Origin of the sequence: Corynebacterium sp. KPL3927 (assembly GCF_040225835.1) — a bacterium.
Lineage (GTDB): Bacteria > Actinomycetota > Actinomycetes > Mycobacteriales > Mycobacteriaceae > Corynebacterium.
The window spans coordinates 1-19,389 of sequence record NZ_JBEHGD010000006.1; the positions used below are offsets into that span (position 1 = coordinate 1).

The window sequence follows — 19,389 nt, forward strand, 5'->3', positions numbered from 1 at the left end:
CTCAAGAAGAAGACTAAGGCACTAGGGAAAGGCCACAATGGTTCAGCATCTATCTGAGTATCGCCCAGAAATCCAACAAGCGGTGTCTAAGACCCGCCAGCGCGTCAGCGACCTTCACGCCGAACTGCCGCGGTGGGGCCTTGTGTCGTGGACTGCAGGCAATGTCTCTGAACGCATTGTCGTCGATGCCTCCGGTACTCCGAGCACACAGGATCTTTTCGTCATCAAGCCCTCTGGCGTGCGCTACGAGGAGCTAAGCCCAGAATCGATGGTGCTCTGCGACTTAGAAGGCGTGCTTGTCGATGGCGCTTATGCTCCCTCCTCGGATACCGCCGCACATGCCTATGTGTATAAACATATGCCGGAGGTTGGCGGAATCGTCCACACCCACTCGAGCTATGCCACAGCGTGGGCCGCCCGCGGGGAAGAGATTCCATGCGTACTTACGATGATGGCCGATGAATTCGGCGGGCCAGTGCCCGTTGGACCCCTTGCGATCATCGGCGATGACTCCATCGGCCGGGGCATCGTGGAGACCTTGCGGGAGTCCCGTTCACCTGCCGTGTTGATGCAAAATCATGGTCCCTTCACCATCGGTGACGATGCTGAAAATGCCGTGAAAGCAGCCGTGATGGTTGAAGAAGTTGCGCGTACCGTGCACTTAGCCAAGGAGCTCGGCGGCCCTAAGCCCATCCCGCAGGACATTATCGATAGCCTCAATGACCGCTATCAGAATGAATACGGCCAATAAGGCTTCCGGCTGGTATTTATTTATCCGTAATGAATATCTTGATGTGCTCTGGGCTCTTCATAGCCTCGAGCGCTTCTTCGTAGCGGTCAACTGGGAAAGTACCGGTGACTAGGCCATCGAGCTTGTCATAAAGGTGAGCCATCCGCTTGGCCGCAGCGGGGTACATATTAGCCAGGGACTGGGCCCCGATGAGCGAGATTTCCTTCTCGAATAGGTCGAGCGGGCGGAAATCTATCGTGGCATCTGGAGAAGGCACACCCATCTGGATTAAGCGGCCGCGCTTGCCGAGGATACGGATGGCATCAGCAATAGCACCTGCATTGCCGGATGCATCCAAGGTGAGGTCATAGGAATCCTGATCCAAATCTGCGGCTGAGTCCACTGCTTGGACGGCGCCCAGTTTCACAGCTTGCGCGCGCCGGGCCGGGTTGGGTTCAACAACAGAGACGCTTGCTGCGCCCTCATCCAATGCGACGACGAGCGCCACCAAGCCGATGGAACCGGCACCGAAGATGACCATATCCTGGTCTTTCCAATCAGGCGCGAGGTCCAATGCGTGTAAAACGCAAGATAGCGGTTCGGTCAGCGGTGCAACATGGTGAGGAATTTCTGTGGAGAGCTTGTAGACGAATTTGGCCGGCATGGCGATGAATTCCGCACAGGAACCATCCTGCATAATGCCGGCGGGTGAGATGTGCTCGCACAGATTCGTTGCGTTTTGCTTGCACCAGGTGCACTCGCCGCACGTCACGTTGGGGTTAGCGCCAACGTAGTCACCGACGGAAAAATCGGTGACCTCTGCGCCGACCTCCGTGATGTAGCCCGCCATTTCGTGCCCCAGAATGAGTGGGTAGTTGCCGATGACATAGTCACCTCTTACTAAGTGCAGGTCAGTGCCACAGATACCGGTGCCCACCGGTTCGATGATTACCTCGTTGGCTTTTGCGTGGGGAACAGGGACGTCTTGGATTTCAATATCGCCGTGACCAGTGGTAACAACGGCGCGCATGGTATCGGTCATGGGGTATGGCTCCTCTCCGGCGCAGATTGGGCTACGCCGGTACCTGGAATTATCCAGTTGTAGGGTGGGAAGAACTTAGTTTCGAGATGTGTTACCTACGATGTTAAGCGTATCACTTGGACTTGAAGATTTAAGGCAAATAAAATTTTAAAGATAGTGATAGCTACATCATAAAATGACTGGCTAAGCCTCACTTCCTCGTAGTGAGCCAGGCGAGCGAAGTCTCATCATGCGTAATGGCCAAAAGTGCGAGGAACATACACCGTAAAGGGGTTTGTCATTCAAATGGTTTACGCATGATCTGATGTACAGGTTGAAAACGCTAAGAGCACGGGAAGTATCGTGCTCTTAGCGTTTTCCGTGGATTGTTCTATCTCTCTATTGGCACTGACAGTGAAGGCGCATTATTGCGCTTATAGCCTGAAGTCCTCACTAACGCCTTGAAAGGTTCGTATGAAATTCAGTAAACGTATTGTCGCTTCTGCAGCTCTGCCTGTATCTCTCGTTGCTCCGGCCGTCACTCTAGTCGCTGGAGCTGCTGACGGTGAAGCTTGCTTTTAAAACTGTGAAACAGGCACTGTTGATCGATCCAAACTCAGGAATGCGGGCGGATTTGCAGTAGTCGAATACCTGCAAAAGCACTGCGGCATGACCCCAGGTGAGATCTAAAAGTTGAGCCTTCGAAGAGCTGAAGGAAGTAGTTCAACGGCCAAATGATGACGAGGGTAATCCGACTTTCACTGAGTTGGAATTTCTAAGGTATCAAAAACCAATCTCGCGCCTCCCTCCCCAATTCTTGGCGTATCTGGACACGTCAGATAACCGGGCAGGTATTGTGCCGCAGGAGAATGGGGACCTTATTGGAGCTGCAAGGGTCTCCTGCGGAGGTTTCGGGTGATGTGAACGGCATCCAGCTCGGGGCAAGATGATCACCGGTAAAGTGGGCCTAAATTCAGGGCAGAAAGTTGAATGCGCGGTAACTTTCTAGGCAAGGACCCAGTGAAGACTCTTGTTGGACCGTTGCAAGGTGATGAGACTCAGGACATTCCGTTTCAAATTGGCGTTTCAGAAGGCGTTAACTAAAGACCGGTGATGAGGGATTGGTCACCGCAGTGCCAAACTTTTCAGTCTTCAAGACTGGGAAAGGAAACGGCAAAATCGTTGTTGTGAAGGCCACCGAGGAGGCTGGGGCCAAGAGCAAGATCCTGACAATGCCAAGGACTCTAATGTGCCTGAGGTGTTGCCGCAGCCTGAGTACCCAGAGCAGCCGACCGAAACTGGGGGCAATGAGCCTTCGGTTGAGTCGTCTGAGGTTGAGCAGTCCGAGTCTGCGGGTAAGCCGACCCTGGAACCGAAGCCGGGAGACACTCCGGGCAACGGCACTGGCGACAAATTGAAAAAGCCGTCGGTTACGAGCAACGATGGTGCCTCTGATGGCGTAGAAGTCGGCTTTATATTTGGCACGGTCTTTGGTGTAATTGATGGCCTCGGTGGCTTGGTTGCTCTGGTTGTAGGTGCTACCCCACTGAATGAACCAGAACCACGATGTCGCTCACTTGCTGCAGCCACTCCGTGACTTTTTGGCATCGTTCAACATCAAGTTCTAATCACGCCCGGTAGCGCGGAATTGCGGGACAGAAATTCCGATTGCTTTTCGGTGTAGAGACGGAAACCGGAGCCCTCTTTTTCGGAGGTACTCCGGCTCCTCTTGGCTAATAGGGGTAGAGAAGTGGACTTTGGTTGTTTTGCTTCAGTCTCGTGCTACATCATGTACCCGGTGACCGCCCCTATTGAGCGGGGCTCGATACTGGTAATCGTTTCGCTGCACTACAGGCGCGGCTATTAAGTGATCTCGCACACTTTTCAGTAGAGGTACTATTGAATGAAAAATCAATATGATTTACTAATCCTGCGTTTAAAAACGTAAATGGCACGATAAAAGTCGTGCAATCCGACTGACTGCGGGGTTCGCTTGTGCCTTCGAATTCTTGAAAGCGCGACTTTGTATATAGATCCCGTAGCTTGTAGTTCCCCTTGGAAGGTTCGTATGAAACTCAAAAAGCGTGTTCTCGCTTCTGCAGCTATCTCTGCATCTCTCGTGGCTACCGCTGTTACCCCAGTTGCTTGGGCTGCTGGTGAGCATCTTAACTGCGCACAGAACTTCCGAGCCGGCGTCGATTTTGATGCTGGTATCAATGCCAACGTTGCGGAGCATCTGCAGCGTAACTGCAAGTTGAGTGTGGAACAGATTACTGAGCTAAGTGTTGACGATATGACACAGACAGCTAGGGGTCTCCTGGGGAAGGACAACACTCCACTTTATTCTGAAGAAGAGTTGAAGCGTATGTCACATTCTGAGGTTGTCAGGGAAGCGCGGATCAATGGTGTTTCGTCTGACGATGATGGAAAGGGTTCTGCTGAAGACGGACAGCAGTCTGAGGCTCCTCTGATGGTGGATGATGTCAAGGCAGGGGACAGGGAAATTACTGGCTCGGTGTTTTTGCTCCCAGGTCAAAAGAAGAGAGTTCAAGTTAATTTCCCAAACTTCAGGGCTTTAACTACGGACGTACAACTAAAGGAAAACTCTGTTGAGGAGGGTGGATCCTCTAAAGGTAAAGCTGTCACCTTTAAATTCGACGTTCCTGAAGGGATTGACCTAAAGGCAGGTGAAACACTATTTTTTAGTTCGCTATATGATTCCTTGGCTACGGACGATAGTAAGAGCAAATCTATACCAGTAGTCGTTAAACCTGCGGATGTGCCTGAGGAAGAGGGCTCAGATTCTGGGGATTCTGAAGGCGAATTCCCGTTTGCTGTTACTGCGGAAGTAAATGACATCAAGGCAGGAGACAAAAAGGTTACCGGTAAGGTTCGTTTGTACCCGGGCCAAGAGGTGGAAATTGAGGCTTATTTCCCCGGCGGAAGGATTCAGACAACTGTCGTGAAGCTAGAGAAAAAGTCTGCACAGGAGGGCCAAGTTCCTGCAGGTGAGTTTGTCCCGTTCGAAATCGATGTACCTGCAGACGTCAAGCTAATGGCAGGTGACAAGGTATCCGTTTCTCCAATTCCTCACGTCACGGATCCGAAAACCGGTGAAAGCAACAGCGTAGAGCTCATCGTGAAGGCTGCTGATAAGAGCAGCGAGTCGCAACCCGAGCAGACCCCTGGTGACGGTAATGGTAAGGAGGGCGGCAGCGGTTCCACAAAGCCGGCACAGCCATCGGTTCCGGGCGCTGAAGGTACCCCTGGTGCTGGAGAGGGCAGCTCTAAATTCGGCAAGGTCTTTGAAGCTATTCCTGGTCTGGCTGCTTTGGTTGAAGGTGTTGCTAAGTTCTTCAACAAGAACTCAGGCCTCGCTCGAATCTTGCAACCACTGCGTAACTTCTTCTCGCTGTTCAAGTTCTAATCTCGCCCCAATTAGCGGATGAGCGGATTAGTGCGGGCTTGAGGCTCGGACTTGGCTACCGGCAGTGATTAAACCGGAGCCCTCCATGAAGGGGTGCTCCGGTTTCTGTGTTTTCTGGTGAAATTTTACGGGACTTGGCCTAGCGCACCGGGCCGGGCAGGTGGGCGCGCCAGCCGTGAATCACGTTGATGAGGCAGCACATGGCGAGCAGGGAGCCGATGAGGAATAGCGCAGTGAAGCCGATATAGGGTGCGAGAGCGCTAAAAGCCATGGGGATAAAGAAGCCGGTATAGGACACGGAATAGAACACGGCGGTAAGGCCAGCGAGGTCATCTTTTCCGGCGATGCGCTGGACCTCGGAAAGGCCGGCGACAAGTGCTAGGCCGTAGCCGGCGCCCATGACGGCGGCGCTGGTGATGCCGAGCGGGAGGGAGAGCGTGCGCGCGGCGATGGCGCCGAAAATGGTGCCGACGGTAATGACGGCCATGGCAACTGCGGAGGCCCGGGCGGAGCGGTGGGTGTCAATGACCTTGCCAAACATTTGGATGCCAACCCCGCAGCCCAGCGTAATGACGGTCATGAGGCCGGAAAAGGCGATGGGGGCATCGCCGGCGGAATCGGAAAGCAGCTGCGGCAAGAGGGCATAGGCCGCACCCGCGCAGCCGAATACCCAGGGGGCGACGGGAAGGACGACGCGGGAAAAGCGGCGGTGTGCAGCGGATGGAATGTGCAGCATGTGCAGCATATCGCGGATGCTTAAGTCCAAGAATGTGTCTTTGACGGTCTCGCCGCGGGGTGGACGGGTTTCGGGGGTTTTCAGTAGCCAGACCGCGGTGACGACGGTGAGCAGGATGTGCAGGACATAGGCCAGGTGAGTAGGCCACGGGCCCCATTGCGCCAGTACCGAGGCCAGGGCGGCGCCGATGAGGAAGCCCAGGGTAAGGCACATCGATGCCTTTCGGGGGCCTGCGGCCGGGTCACCGCCGGAACGGGTGATGAGCTCGGAAATCCAGGTGGATCCGACCGCCATAACGATGCCTAGGGCGAGGCCGCACAGTACGCGGCCGGCGGCAATGATGAGGGGCTCTTCGGGAGCGATGGACAGCAGGAAGGATCCGGCCAGGGAGAGCGGTGCGGCGGGCAGCATCGTGGGGCGGCGGCCGATATAGTCCGAGAGCGGCCCGGAGATGAGCAGTGCGGGCACGATGCCGATGACGTAGGCCGCTAGGAGGCCATTGACGGTGACTTGTGAGAAGTGGGATTGCTCGCGGTACATCACGAGCAGGGGAGTAAATTCATTGCCGCCCCAGGCAACGGCCACCATGCTGCCTGCGACGGGTAACCAATCGCGATTGGCGGTGTCTTGACTCATAGTTGATCCTTCGAATTTTTCAGGTGCGAGCGGAGTGCGGAGAGATAGTCGGGCAGGTTGGCGGTGAGGAGGGCATCGGCAAGCGTGCGGTGCTGGTCGACGAACGCGCGGGCCCGTGCCACATTGCGCCCGATGGCGGTGGCGGTAAAACGCTGCTGGCGCTCGCGCAGCTGGTGGCCAACATTGGCTAGCAGGCTATTGCCGGCGCTATCCATGATGATTTGGTGGAATTGGGCATCTAGGCGCGTGTATTCGCGAAGGTCTTCGGCATCCAGCGCGGCGTCTTGGGCCGCGATGTTTTCTTGCAGGCGCTTGGCGATGCCCCCGCGTTCTTCCTCGCCCAGCTGGCAGATCTTCTCGGCACTGTGGGCATCGACAAGCAGGCGTGCCTCATAGACCTCGCGGATTTCTTGGGGGCTAATCGGTACGACCAGCGCGCCGCGCTTGGGGTAAAGCTGCAAAAAGCCCTCGAGCTCTAGGCGCAGGAAAGCCTCGTGGGCCGGGGTGCGGCTGACTCCTACCTCGGCCGCGAGTGCGGCCTCTGACAGCATCTGCGAGGAATCGAGGGTGCCGTCGATGATCCTTTCTTTGACTAATTCATAAACCCGCTCCGCGGCAGGCTGCATGCTTGTATCGCTCATGCATACATCTTGCATACAAGTTAGTTTAAGCGTCAACCTATTCCCAATTCTGGGGTTGGCGTGGCTTAGACTGGAGGGCATGCAACGTTGGGTCTTACACATCGATATGGATGCGTTTTTTGCCTCCGTCGAGCAATTGACCCGACCGACTTTGCAAGGCCGGCCGGTGCTCGTCGGTGGGGTCGGCGGCCGCGGGGTCGTCGCCGGCGCGTCCTATGAGGCGCGCGAATACGGCGCGCACTCGGCGATGCCGATGTATCGCGCCCAGCAGTTGGTGGGCCTGCGCGCGGTGGTGGTCAGCCCGCGCCGGGCGGTGTATTCGGCGGCCTCGCGCCGGGTATTTGAGATCATCTCCCAGCACGTGGAGGTGATCGAGCAGCTATCCATCGATGAGGCCTTTATGGAGCCAGAGGCATTGGTGGGTGCGACGGCGGACGAGGTACAACAGTGGGCGGATGGCCTGCGCGCGCTCATCCGTGAGGAAACGGGCCTGCCGTGTTCCATTGGCGCTGGCTCCGGCAAGCAATTTGCCAAGATTGGCTCCGGTGAAGCCAAGCCAGATGGCACCTATGTCATCCCGGCGGAAAAGCAGCTGGAGATGCTGCATCCGCTCGCGGTGGGAAAGCTGTGGGGCGTGGGTCCGGTCACGGAGGCCAAACTCAAGGGCATCGGGGTGGAAACCATCGGCGCGCTGGCCGCCATGACCCAAAAGGAGGTGGAAATCTCCATCGGCAGTGTCGTCGGCGTGCAGCTGTGGCAACTGGCGCAGGGCATCGACGATAGGGAGGTGGCCCCGCGCGCTATTTCCAAACAGATTTCCACGGAGCACACCTATCCCAAGGACCTGCTCACGGTCGCCGATGTCGATGCGGCGATTACCCGCGCTGCCGAGGGTGCGCACCGCCGCCTGCTTAAAGATGGCCGCGGGGCGCGCACGGTGACGGTAAAGCTCCGGATGGCAGACTTCCATATCGAATCGCGCTCGACCACCCTGGCCTATGCCACCGATGACCTGGAGGTATTGACGGCAGCCGCCTTCAAGCTGGCGCGCTACCCGGATGAATTGGGCCCCATCCGCTTGGTGGGGGTGAGCTATTCCGGGCTGGAAGCCGCGCGCCAAGACGTGCTATTTCCGGAGCTCGACCGCGAAATCGTGCGGCCCGTGCTGCCGGATAGTGACTATGAAACGGGCGTGAGCGATGACTCCCCGCCACCGGCGCCGACCACCGTGGTGGTCGAAGACGATGTGGAGGATCAATGGCACGCCACCCAAGACGTCTACCACCCGGAATTCGGCCACGGTTGGATCCAAGGCACCGGGCACGGGGTGGTCAGCGTGCGATTTGAAACCCGCGCCACCGGACCCGGCCGCACGAAATCCTTTGCCGCCAGTGACCCAGATTTGGTGCCGGCCGATCCGCTCGATTCCTTAGACTGGCAGGACTGGTTGGAAACCCAAGACTAGATCGCAACGTAGCGCTTGGGGTCAGGGTTCTGCCGGAATACCTTGGCAGGGGCCGTGCCGGTGGCCAGCGCCGCTGCCAACAAGATGCGCGCCTGGCTGGGGCGGAAGGCCCGCGCGTTGATCGCGCCCAAGCTATGCAGGTTCGCCCCGCCGCCGTCGCCGCCATAGGACAACCCGGTTACCCCGTACGGGGTGCGGGTGGAAATGACGACGGGGAGGCCGTCGCGGAGGGCATCGGCAACCGCGCGGCCCATGTCCCCACTCATATTGCCCGCGCCCATGGCCTCGACGACGAGGCCGGCGGCGGAAGCGCGGGCGGCATCGACAAGCACGCGCCCCGCGCCGGGGTAGGCAGGGATGATTTCTACTGGGTGAGGCGCCAAGGGGCGCGGCCGCAGCCGCGGGGTGGCGTCCGGTATCCGCAGGGACTCGAAAGCGCGCAGGTCGAAGGTGTGTTGCTTGCGGGCCCCGCGCGCCGGGATGGTCATGCCGCCAAAACAGATGAAGACGCCGGGCTGTCCGCTGAGGGCGAGCTCGCGCGCATCGCGGAGATTGCGCGGGCCATCTGGGCGCGGGTGATCGTAGGAGCGCTGCGCGCCGGTGAGCACGATGGGCGTATCACCGGCGCAAAAAATCTCCAGCGCCATCGCCGTCTCTTCCATCGAATCGGTGCCATGGGTGATGATGACGCCGTCAATATCCGAGCGGGCCGTCTGCTCGTTGACCACAGCAATGAGCTCATCGAGGTCAGCGAGCGTAATAGAAGAGGAATCGAGCTGGCGAAATTCCACCACCTCGGCGTCGATACCGGCCGCGAGCTGCGCGCCGGTAACGGTGGGAACGAGGGAACCATCCCGCACCGTGGTGCAGGCAATTGTGCCGCCGGTGGCGATGAGGGCAAGATGAGTCATGCATCCCAGAATAAAAGAAGACGCGCCGAGGCGGCAGGCGCGGACCAGAACAGCTGGGGCAAATGTAAACTGATGGGAGTTTATATCCCAGACGTGAGGAGTGAGAAGTGAAATTCCGCAAATTTGGTGCCGCGTGCCTCGCATTGAGCGCGGCGGCCGCCCTGTCCGCCTGCTCTTCTGATGACGAGCAAGAAGACATCACCAAGAACAGCGAATCCAGCGAATCCGCGTCCGCCGACGGCGACTCCGCGGCCCCCGCACTGCCAACCGCCGCCGATTTGAACGCCATCCTGGCAAAGGCCACGGATCCGGAGGCATCGCAAGAAGAGAAGACCGCCACCGTGGAAGGCGGAGAATCCGCCCCAGAGATCTTTGACACCATGGCGCACTCCAAGGAAGAATCCGGTGCGGAGTTCGCGGTCGTGGATCCGGTTTTGCCCGGCTATGACCCGCAGTCCGTGCTGACCACGGTGAATTTCACCACCGCCGATGGCCAGGAGCAGACCGCGGACCAGGTGGAATTTATTTATCAGGATGGCACCTGGAAGCTGTCGAAGACCTGGGCCTGCACGCTGATTCAAAACACGGTGCCGCCTGAGCAGGTGCCGGAGATGTGCGCCGATACCGGTGCGGGCGCGCTGCCAGGAGATGGAGGCGACGCTGCCCCCGCCCAAGGCGATGCCCCCGCGGCCGGCGCAGAGCAGGCGCCTGCCGAGGCCCCCGTAGAGGCCCCCGCCGAGTAAGTCCTGTTACTCGGAAAACGCCAGCTCCGTCAGGCTTGATTGCACGACGCGCAGGTCTGAATTGGCGGTGCCGTAGGTTACCTTCGTATCGAATGACACGTCACCGCCCACGGGGAGCGGTTTCGACAGATCTACCGTGACGCTTCCCGAGGAATTGGTGGAAGAATCCAGCACGTCGAGTTCCTTATCCTCTAACTCCGTGCCCTCGGCCTGACCTTCGAAGGATAATGCGCCCAGGGTGGGGCGCTGTTCCACCTCGACGGATAGCGTGACGCGGTCACCATCGATGGACTTGACCGTATAGCGGGTCGTCTGCAAGAGCGTGGATTCTCCGGTCACGCGCGAATCCACCGTCCACGTCGCCCCGGTGCCCACTTCTTCCTCTGGGAAGACGATGGGCAGCGCGGTCAGCTTCATGATTGCCTGCTCGACGGTGCCGCGCGCCTCATCGCTCGCGTCCTGCGGGGCGGCCAAGCGCAGGGAATTCATCTGGCCATTGTCTTGGCCGCGCCAGCCAAATTGGAACCCGGACGCAGAAGAGATATCGGTATCGCCGGAGTATTCCGGATCGCCTGCGGTGACAAACGCGTTGCGCGAGGCCGGCAATTGATCCTCGACGTCCTCGGTGGCTTTATCCACGGAAGCCGAAAGCGGCAGGGTAGTGGTCTCCTTATCCACATCGGCGGCCTGGAAATCGGCGGCGGCGGATTTATTCAGCAAGTCCTGCGAAAATCCCTCCGTGGCGCGGTAGGTTACCTCCTGCGAGGAATCGATGTCGTGATATTCCAGCAATTTTTTCTCACCGGTTCCGGCATCTTCGACGGTCAGGCGCGGGGCATCGATAGTCAGGCCGACGGGCTGTTCCACGGCGGGGCCGGGGGTCTCATAAGAACAGGCGCTTAGCGCTACGGCGACGGCGGAAAGGGCTGTAAAAACTTTGACTCGAAACACGCTTACCAAAATACCGGACACTCCAGATTAGAATGATGTGGGTGAGCCAAAAACGAAGGAGTAAGACAGGTCTTATCGCCGCGGTGGTCATCGCCGTGGCGGTTGTGGATCAAGCCGTAAAACAACTCATGCTGACCGTCCTGACGGAGGGTGTGCCGCACTATGTCATCGGGGACTGGTTCAGGTTTACCTTGCTATTTAACCCCGGCGCGGCGTTTTCCATCGGTGGCGAGGGATCGACCTGGCTGTTTACCACCATTCAATTGGCGTTCGTCTTAGGCGTGGCCATCGCCGCCCCGCGCATCCACAATACGGGCCAGGCGCTGGGGCTGGCACTCATTGCCGGTGGGGCATTGGGCAACTTTGCAGACCGCATCTTCCGCGACCCCGGCTTCTGGTTTGGGCACGTCGTGGACTACATCTCGGTCGGCTCGTTCGCGGTCTTTAATATCGCAGATGCGGCCATTACCTGCGGCGTAGTCATCTTCATCGGCGCCATGCTTTTAGCGGAACGGAGGGCGGAAAATGAATAGGCAATTGCGCAGTTTTCCCATTCCAGAAGGCTTGGAGGGCATGCGTGCCGATGCCGCGCTGGCCAAGCTCCTTGGCCTCTCGCGCTCGGCCACTGCCCAGCTCTGCGCCGAAGGCGGGGTCACCGTAGATTCGCAGGAACTGGGTAAATCCGAGCGCCTTGCTTCCGGCCAGGTGGTCTCGGTGCTGCTCCCGGAGCCGGAAAAACCCCTGCTGCCGCGCGAGGAGTTGGTAGAAGGCATGGACGTTTTATATAGCGACGCCGATATCATCTGCGTGCACAAACCCGTGGGCGTCGCCGCACACCCGAGCGTGGGCTGGGATGGTCCGACGGTCATCGGCGGGCTGCGCGCGGCGGGGTATAACGTGGCCTCGCTGGGCCCCACCGAGCGCCAGGGCATCGTCCACCGCCTGGACGTGGGCACCTCCGGGGTTATGGTCGTGGCCTCCTCCGGGCGCGCCTATTCCGCACTCAAACATGCGTTTAAGTACCGGACCGTGAAGAAGACTTATCACGCGGTGGTCCAGGGCCTGCCCGATCCGATTGAAGGCACCATCGATGCGCCCATCGGCAGGCACCCGAAGTCGGGCTGGAAATTCGCCGTGCTTGATGATGGCAAGGCCGCGGTCACCCATTACCGCCTCATCGAGGCTTTTCGCGAGGCCAGCCTCATCGAGGTGCACCTGGAAACCGGCCGCACCCACCAAATCCGCGTCCACATGTCCGCCACCGGGCATCCCTGCGTTGGCGATCCCATGTACGGTTCGAACCCGCAGCTTTCTGCCCGCCTAGGGCTTGAGCGCCAGTGGCTGCATGCGGTGCAGCTGGGCTTTACCCACCCCGGCACCGGAAAGTGGTTCGAGGCCCGCGCGCCGTATCCCGATGACCTGCAACAGGCCCTGGAGCGCCTGCAGGGATGAAGAAGTTTTATCGGCGGCGCCGCCTAGCGGCCTTGGCGCTGGTGCTGGTGGCGATTGTGGTGGCCCTGGTGCTTTTTGGCACGCTGGGCACGCAGGCATCCACGCGGGTGCAAGGCGAACAGCTGGGCCCGGACGGGGAATCCCGCGCGGAGTATATCGAGCGCGTCAATTCCATGGACATCGAACCGGATGCCGCCACGTATGCGCTGGTCACCTTCGATACCGAGCTGCCCCCTGTCGCCGTGGCCGCCGCCCTGACTGATATTCCGCGCATGGACGCCATCCTTATGGGTTCGACCGCGCCCATCGCGGTACCGGAGCCCGTCGCCGGCGAGGATCGCGCCGCGGTGATTAACCGCACCTTCGATCGCATTGGCGCCTCCTACGGCCAGCGGCCCAGCGCGGTGAGCGCCGCCGTGGTGTGGGGCACGGGCACCCAGCTTGCCGATGTCGCCTCCCTCCCCGCCGTCGCCGCCGTCGAGCCCGCGCCTGCCGATGCCGCCTGGGGCAGCTTCGCCGTGCGCCCACCCAGCTAAATTTGCCATCCTGAACGCTTCGCCGCGCGGGGTGAGGGGGTGGCGGCTTAGCATCGGGGGCATGGAACACATTCGGGCATATATTGCGGCTTTAAACTCGGCGATGGATATCCTCGCCGAGGCCGCCGATATGCCCGCCTCCGAGCTGACGGCCGCCGGCATGCCGGATGCCGCCGCCGCGTCGATAGCCCACCTCTCCCAGATCTATTTCGGGCCGACCAGCTTTACGCGCCGCCAGCGCCGAGCGGTCGAGGGGGCGCGGCGCAATGGGCATTCGCTGCCGACGCTGGAGGTCATCGAAAAGCACGCCCGCCGCGCGCCCACCCAAGCCCGGGCCTGGGCCCTGCGCGCGGAGCTTGCCCAGGTATCGGCCGATACCCAGGCGATGGACAAGCTCGCCCGCAAGAAGGTGCGCGCGCTGCGCCCGCCGCGCGAGCCCAAACCCGGGGTGCGGCTGCGCCGCCGAGCCGCCGGCAAACCATGGACGCTGACGATTACGGGCAGCTCCAGCCTCGTCGCGGAGCTGCATAACCAAGCAGGCACGCTTGCCGATGTCGCCGACCTCTTCCATTCCGCCGCCACCTCCACCGTGCGCACCAATGTGGTAATCCCGCTGGATAAGCTGAGCGCCGTTGTGCAGGGCGATAAAGACGTGACGGTCACCATGACCAACGGCGCGCAGATAAGCGGCGCCGAGCTGGCCCAGCGCGCGATGGCGGAAGAAGGCTTTATCACGCTTATCCATCCCGTGGAGGGGCCGGTGAACCTGTACCGCATGCGGCGCGGGGCAACGTGGAAGCAATTTATGATGGCCGCCGCCGAAAACCCCATCTGCCCGGCGCGCGGGTGCCACCGCCCAGCCGATGAGTGCCAGGTTCACCACATCTATAGCTGGGCCGGCGGCGGCTGGACCAATGCCAAGAACCTCACCGTAGCGTGTCCGCACCACAACGGACGCAATGACGACGACCGCGCGGCCCGCCCCCGCAATGGCCGGTTCGAGCGCGTGCACGGCGGCGTGCGGTGGATTAAACCCTGGCAGCCGCCACCGCCGGACCTTGTTGATACTGGCCCCAGTTAACCCACGGCTTTGGGCACAAGACCCGCCCGTCGGCCTCGACTTTTACGCGCCGTTTTCCCGCGCCGCGCACTCTTGTGCACCCCTTTCCACGCCGGACATTCCTGGGTACCGTTTTCCTGCGCGCGCAACCATTTCGCATTCCCCCTCGCCGCGAACTCCTGTGCGCTGTTTTCCTGCGCCGCGCACTCCTGCGCAGCACCCTTCTCCCGTGCCGCGTACTCTTGCGTGCCGCTTACCCGTGCCGCGCACTCTTGCGTGCAGCGCTCTAACACCCTACTCACCGTGCCGGGGACTCCTGTCGGCCGCTTACTTGCGCCGCGCACTCTTGCGCGGCGCGCTTTGGCGAACGCGAATGAGATCCGCAATGTAGATGCTGACCGCCACGCCGATGATGGCGAAGCCAATCCACCGGTGCGTGGAGAAGTGCTCTTGGGTGACAAAGAGCGCCCACAGCATCTGCATGATGGGGGTGAGGTATTGGAGCATGCCGATCGTCGACAAGCGCAGCGTCCGCGCGCCTTGGGCAAAGCACAATAGTGGCAGCGCGGTGATTAGGCCGGCGCTGATTAACAGCAGCATGTGTGGCGTGCCTTCCGCGGCGAACGTGCCGTGGCCCGCCTGCTCGATCCACACGATATAGGCGATGGCGACGGGGGAGACCACCAAAGACTCCGCAGCGACCGAGACCGCCGCCGATACCCGCACCTGCTTCTTGATGAGCCCGTAGATGCCAAACGATGCCGCCAACAGCAGCGAGATATACGGCGCTTGGCCGGTAAAGAAGGTCAGATACAGCACGGCGACTGCGGCAACGGCGACGGCGGTCGCCTGCCACGGTCGCAGCTGCTCCTTTAAGAAGATCATGCCGAGCGCCACCGATACCAGGGGGTTGATGAAATAGCCTAAAGCGGCATCGGCCACGTGATCGGTATTAATCGCCAGCACATAAGTGCCCCAGTTGACCGTGATAAATACGCCTCCGGCGGCAAGCCAGCCCCACGTGCGCTTGTCCATGCGGACCAATTCGCGCCAGCCGCCGCTGAATATTAAAAAGGCCGTGACGATAACTGCGGTCCACAACACGCGGTGGGCGAGGATTTCTAGCGGCGTGGCCGGCAGCAGGAGCGGGAAGAACGCGGGGAAAAATCCCCACATGATGTATGCGGCAAGCGTGTAGATCATCACCGCATAATATCGTCATCTTGACCGCCCCGCTAAGATGACCGCATGGCCAAAAACTCCTCCTTCGTCCACCTGCATAACCATACCGAGTTCTCCATGCTGGACGGCATGGCCAAGGTCGATATGTTGGCTGATGAGGTGGTCAAGCAAAATATGCCCGCCGTGGGCATGACAGACCACGGCAATATGTATGGATCCGACGCCTTTTATAAGCGCATGACCAGTGCCGGGGTCAAACCCATCATCGGCATCGAGGCCTACATGGCCCCGGAATCGCGCTTTAATAAAAAGCGCGTGCTGTGGGGCACCCCGGACCAAAAGCGCGACGATGTCTCCGCCTCGGGCGCGTACTTGCACCAGACGATGATCGCGGAAAACGCGACCGGGTTGCGCAACCTGTTCACCTTGTCCTCGCTGGCCTCCTACGAAGGCCAGCTGGGCAAGTGGCCGCGCATGGACGCAGAGCTCATCGCCGAGCATGCCGATGGCATCATCGCCACCACCGGCTGCCCATCCGGCGATGTGCAGACCCGCCTGCGCCTCGGCCAATTCAACGAGGCCCTCGAAGCTGCGGCCATGTGGCAAGACATCTATGGCAAGGACAACTTCTTTTTGGAGTTGATGGACCATGGGCTGGACATCGAAAAGCGCACGCGCGATGGGCTGCTCGAAATCGGCCGCAAGCTGGACCTGCCGCCGCTGGTGACCAATGACTGTCACTACGTGCTGGAATCCCAGGCGCCGGCGCACGAGGCCATGCTGTGCGTGCAGACCGGTAAGACGTTCATGGACCCGGACCGCTTCAAGTTCGGCGGTACCGGCTACTACATCAAGTCCGCCGCGCAGATGCGCGATACCTGGGATGACCTGATTCCGGATGGCTGCGATAACACCCTGTGGATTGCCGAGCGCGTGCAAGACTACAGCGAGGTCTGGGAGGAACACACCCACGACCGCATGCCCATTGCCGATGTCCCCGAGGGCCACACGCCCACCTCCTGGCTGACCCACGAGGTGATGGAGGGGCTGCAGCGGCGGTTCCCCGGGCGCGAGGTGCCGGAGGACTACATTGAGCGCGCCAAGTACGAGATCTCCGTGATTGAGATGAAGGGCTACCCCTCCTACTTCCTCATCGTGGCGGAGCTAATTAAGTACGCGCGTTCTGTAGGCATCCGTGTAGGGCCCGGCCGTGGTTCTGCGGCGGGCGCGCTCGTGGCCTACGCGCTGACCATTACCAATATTGACCCGCTGGAACACGACCTGCTCTTCGAGCGCTTTTTGAACCCCGAGCGCCCGTCCGCCCCCGATATCGATATCGACTTCGACGATCGCCGCCGCGGCGAGATGATTACCTACGCCGCCGAGCGCTGGGGAGAGGATAAGGTAGCCCAGGTCATTACCTTCGGCACGGTGAAAACCAAGCAGGCCATTAAGGACTCCGCCAAGGTGCACTTTGGCCAGCCCGGCTTCCAGATGGCTGACCGCATCAATGGTGCGCTGCCACCGGCGATTATGGCGAAGGATATCCCGCTGCGGGGCATTACCGACCCCGACCACGAGCGCTATTCCGAGGCCGCCGAGGTCCGCCAGATGGTGGAAACCGACCCGGATGTGAAAAAGATTTATGACACCGCGCGCGGTTTGGAAGGCGTCGTCCGCCAGGCCGGCGTGCACGCCTGCGCGGTGATTATGGCCTCCGTGCGGTTGATGGACCACATCCCGATGTGGAAGCGGCCTGCCGATGGCGCCTATATCACCGGCTGGGATTACCCCGCCTGCGAGGCCATTGGCCTGCTGAAGATGGACTTTTTGGGCCTGCGCAACCTCACCGTTATTGGTGATGCCATCGAAAACATCAAGCGCAACCGCGGCGAGGAAGTGCAACTCGAGCAGCTGCATGCCGATGACCCCAAGGTCTCCAAGGTCTATGACCTGCTCTCGCGCGGGGATACCTTGGGCGTGTTCCAGCTGGACTCCGGCGGTATGCAGGAGCTGCTCAAGCGCATGAAGCCTACCGGATTCAAAGACATCGTGGCCTCCTTGGCCCTGTACCGCCCCGGCCCGATGGGCGTTAACGCCCACTGGGATTACGCCGACCGCAAGAACGGGCGCAAGGAAATTACCCCGATTCACCCTGAGCTCGAAGAGCCGCTGAAGGAAATCCTGGATGAGACGTATGGTCTCATCGTCTACCAGGAGCAGATCATGCGTATCTCGCAGAAGGTGGCGAACTACACCGCCGGCGAGGCAGACGGCTTCCGTAAGGCGATGGGTAAGAAAAAGCCCGAGGTCCTAGCCCAGCAATACGATAAATTTTGGGGCGGCATGCAAGAAAATGGCTACTCCAAATCCGCCATGGATGCCCTGTGGGGGACCATCGAGCCCTTCGCGTCGTACGCGTTTAACAAGTCCCACGCCGCGGGCTACGGGTTGGTCTCGTTCTGGACGGCCTACCTCAAGGCCTACTACGCACCGGAATACATGGCAGCGCTGTTGACCTCTGTGGGCGATAAGAAGGATAAGTCCGCCATCTACCTGTCGGATTGCCGCCACTTGGGCATTAACGTTTTGCCGCCCTCGGTCAATGAATCCGAAGAGGACTTCCAGGCTGTGGGCGAGGATATTCGCTTCGGCATGGGCGCTATCCGCAATGTGGGCTCGGAAGTCGTCGAATCCATCATTGCTTCGCGCAAGGCAAAGGGGGCGTTTACGTCCTTTAGTGATTACCTTGACAAGATCGATTTGGCAGCGTGTTCCAAACGCGTGACCGAGGCGCTGATTAAGGCCGGTGCCTTTGATGATTTCCAGCAGCCGCGCAAGGGCCTCATGCTTATTCACGAGGACGCCGTCGATGCAGTGCAAACCACCAAGAAGGCGGCCGATAAGGGGCAATTCGACCTCTTTGCCGGCTTTGGCGGTGGCGACGATGCCTCCTCGGAGGGCGCCTTTGCCATTGATGTGCCGGACGATTCATGGGATCGCAAGCACGAGTTGGCGCTAGAGCGAGAGATGCTGGGGCTCTACGTCTCTGGCCACCCACTCGACGGGTTCGAAGAGGCCCTGGCTGCACAGACCAATACGCCGTTGACAAAGATCCTAAATGATGAGGTGCACAATGGGCAGGAACTCATCATCGGCGGCATCATTTCCGGTGTGGACCGCCGCTTTTCTAAGCGCGATGGTTCCCCGTGGGCGATTGTCACGGTAGAAGACCACAACGGCGCGCAGGTAGAGATCTTGGTATTCAATAAGGTCTACTCGCTGGCAGCGCCGCATATTGTGGAAGACAACATCATCTTGGCGCGCGTCAACGTGAAGGTGCGCGATGAGCGCCGGTCGCTGTTTTGTTCCGATATTCGCGTTCCCGAGCTGGGCCCAGGCGGTGGCGCGAGCCTGCCGCTGCGCCTGACCATGCGCACGGACCAGTGCACGATGGAAAATATCGCCCGACTCAAGCAGGTCTTGGTTAAAAACCACGGTGAGTCCGATGTCTATCTTGAGCTTGTTGAGGGCGACCAATCCACCACCATGGTTCTCGGTGAGCACCTCCGCGTGGAACGATCGGGCAACCTCATGGGAGACCTGAAGGCCACGATGGGTACAGGTATTTTGGGATAGAAACTCTCCTGCACCTTCTATGGACACTGTTACCGCCGCTCAGAGAAAGCAATTTCGCTGCACCTGCGGTAACGGTGGGCCAATTGTGAAGACCGCTCGCGTGCAGAGGAATAATCGCGTCTGTCTCAGAAGTTGGCGTGCCGTCCACGACTCGGATTTGTGAAATCGCACAAGCTCCCGCGCGATTACCGCTGGCAATGCAGTACAAGCGGAGCAAGTAGGCGGTGGCTGAAGAGCTGATTGCTCGCCCCAATCGCCA

16 protein-coding genes are annotated in these 19,389 nt (G+C 59.9%); 10 read left to right on the plus strand and 6 right to left on the minus strand.

Going from position 1 to position 19,389, the window contains the following annotated elements; all coding sequences use genetic code 11:
- Window positions 1–37: 37 nt before the first annotated feature.
- Complete coding sequence (locus ABRP86_RS04525; protein ID WP_349862716.1) at window positions 38–751, plus strand: L-ribulose-5-phosphate 4-epimerase; 714 nt, start codon at window positions 38–40, stop codon at window positions 749–751.
- A gap of 16 nt (window positions 752–767) precedes the next feature.
- Here the strand turns inward: ABRP86_RS04525 and ABRP86_RS04530 are convergent, their stop codons facing one another.
- Entirely contained in the window at window positions 768–1,772 is a 1,005-nt protein-coding gene (locus ABRP86_RS04530; RefSeq protein WP_023023043.1) for a zinc-dependent alcohol dehydrogenase, read from the minus strand.
- Between the two features lie 1,228 nt (window positions 1,773–3,000).
- Between ABRP86_RS04530 and ABRP86_RS04535 the strand changes: the two genes are divergently transcribed.
- A complete protein-coding gene (locus ABRP86_RS04535) occupies window positions 3,001–3,348 on the plus strand; it encodes a hypothetical protein (protein WP_349862718.1) in 348 nt (115 codons plus the stop codon).
- 471 nt (window positions 3,349–3,819) lie between these two features.
- Complete coding sequence (locus ABRP86_RS04540; RefSeq protein ID WP_023023038.1) at window positions 3,820–5,178, plus strand: hypothetical protein; 1,359 nt, start codon at window positions 3,820–3,822, stop codon at window positions 5,176–5,178.
- Window positions 5,179–5,317: 139 nt separating this feature from the next.
- Here the strand turns inward: ABRP86_RS04540 and ABRP86_RS04545 are convergent, their stop codons facing one another.
- Window positions 5,318–6,550: an MFS transporter gene (locus tag ABRP86_RS04545; RefSeq protein ID WP_284771388.1), complete on the minus strand. Its 1,233-nt coding sequence runs from the start codon at window positions 6,548–6,550 to the stop codon at window positions 5,318–5,320.
- Complete coding sequence (locus ABRP86_RS04550; protein WP_349862721.1) at window positions 6,547–7,191, minus strand: GntR family transcriptional regulator; 645 nt, start codon at window positions 7,189–7,191, stop codon at window positions 6,547–6,549. The genes ABRP86_RS04545 and ABRP86_RS04550 overlap by 4 nt, the downstream gene beginning before the upstream one ends.
- Window positions 7,192–7,270: 79 nt before the next feature.
- Here ABRP86_RS04550 and ABRP86_RS04555 point away from each other — a divergent pair, with 79 nt between their 5' ends.
- Window positions 7,271–8,656 (plus strand): DNA polymerase IV, encoded by a 1,386-nt coding sequence (locus ABRP86_RS04555; RefSeq protein WP_349852688.1) that lies wholly within the window; start codon window positions 7,271–7,273, stop codon window positions 8,654–8,656.
- Here the strand turns inward: ABRP86_RS04555 and ABRP86_RS04560 are convergent.
- Window positions 8,653–9,567 carry an asparaginase gene (locus tag ABRP86_RS04560; protein ID WP_349862723.1) on the minus strand — a complete coding sequence of 305 codons (915 nt, stop codon included), beginning with the start codon at window positions 9,565–9,567 and terminating at the stop codon, window positions 8,653–8,655. The genes ABRP86_RS04555 and ABRP86_RS04560 overlap by 4 nt on opposite strands.
- Window positions 9,568–9,674: 107 nt before the next feature.
- On the opposite strand from ABRP86_RS04560, the gene ABRP86_RS04565 reads away from it, so the two are divergent.
- The gene (locus tag ABRP86_RS04565; protein ID WP_349862724.1) at window positions 9,675–10,310 is read left to right on the plus strand and encodes a WKL family lipoprotein; all 636 of its coding nucleotides are present in this window, start codon (window positions 9,675–9,677) and stop codon (window positions 10,308–10,310) included.
- Between the two features lie 6 nt (window positions 10,311–10,316).
- Here ABRP86_RS04565 and ABRP86_RS04570 read toward each other — a convergent pair whose 3' ends face one another.
- Window positions 10,317–11,261, minus strand: a complete 945-nt coding sequence (locus tag ABRP86_RS04570) for a hypothetical protein (RefSeq protein ID WP_349862726.1) — start codon at window positions 11,259–11,261, stop codon at window positions 10,317–10,319.
- Between the two features lie 32 nt (window positions 11,262–11,293).
- Here ABRP86_RS04570 and lspA point away from each other — a divergent pair, with 32 nt between their 5' ends.
- From lspA to ABRP86_RS04590, 4 genes are all read left to right on the plus strand, one after another.
- The gene (gene lspA / locus ABRP86_RS04575; protein ID WP_349862728.1) at window positions 11,294–11,794 is read left to right on the plus strand and encodes a signal peptidase II; all 501 of its coding nucleotides are present in this window, start codon (window positions 11,294–11,296) and stop codon (window positions 11,792–11,794) included.
- Entirely contained in the window at window positions 11,787–12,713 is a 927-nt protein-coding gene (locus ABRP86_RS04580) for an RluA family pseudouridine synthase (protein ID WP_349862730.1), read from the plus strand. Before lspA ends, ABRP86_RS04580 begins: the two co-directional genes overlap by 8 nt.
- Entirely contained in the window at window positions 12,710–13,249 is a 540-nt protein-coding gene (locus ABRP86_RS04585; RefSeq protein WP_349862732.1) for a hypothetical protein, read from the plus strand. The genes ABRP86_RS04580 and ABRP86_RS04585 overlap by 4 nt, the downstream gene beginning before the upstream one ends.
- 61 nt (window positions 13,250–13,310) lie before the next feature.
- On the plus strand, window positions 13,311–14,330 hold the full coding sequence (locus ABRP86_RS04590) for an HNH endonuclease signature motif containing protein (protein WP_349862734.1): 1,020 nt from the start codon (window positions 13,311–13,313) through the stop codon (window positions 14,328–14,330).
- A 306-nt stretch (window positions 14,331–14,636) separates the two neighbouring features.
- Here ABRP86_RS04590 and rarD read toward each other — a convergent pair whose 3' ends face one another.
- Window positions 14,637–15,512, minus strand: coding sequence for an EamA family transporter RarD (gene rarD / locus ABRP86_RS04595; protein ID WP_349862846.1), 876 nt, complete (start codon window positions 15,510–15,512; stop codon window positions 14,637–14,639).
- Window positions 15,513–15,557: 45 nt separating this feature from the next.
- On the opposite strand from rarD, the gene dnaE reads away from it, so the two are divergent.
- Window positions 15,558–19,130 carry a DNA polymerase III subunit alpha gene (dnaE, locus tag ABRP86_RS04600; protein WP_349862736.1) on the plus strand — a complete coding sequence of 1,191 codons (3,573 nt, stop codon included), beginning with the start codon at window positions 15,558–15,560 and terminating at the stop codon, window positions 19,128–19,130.
- Window positions 19,131–19,389 lie beyond the last annotated feature (259 nt).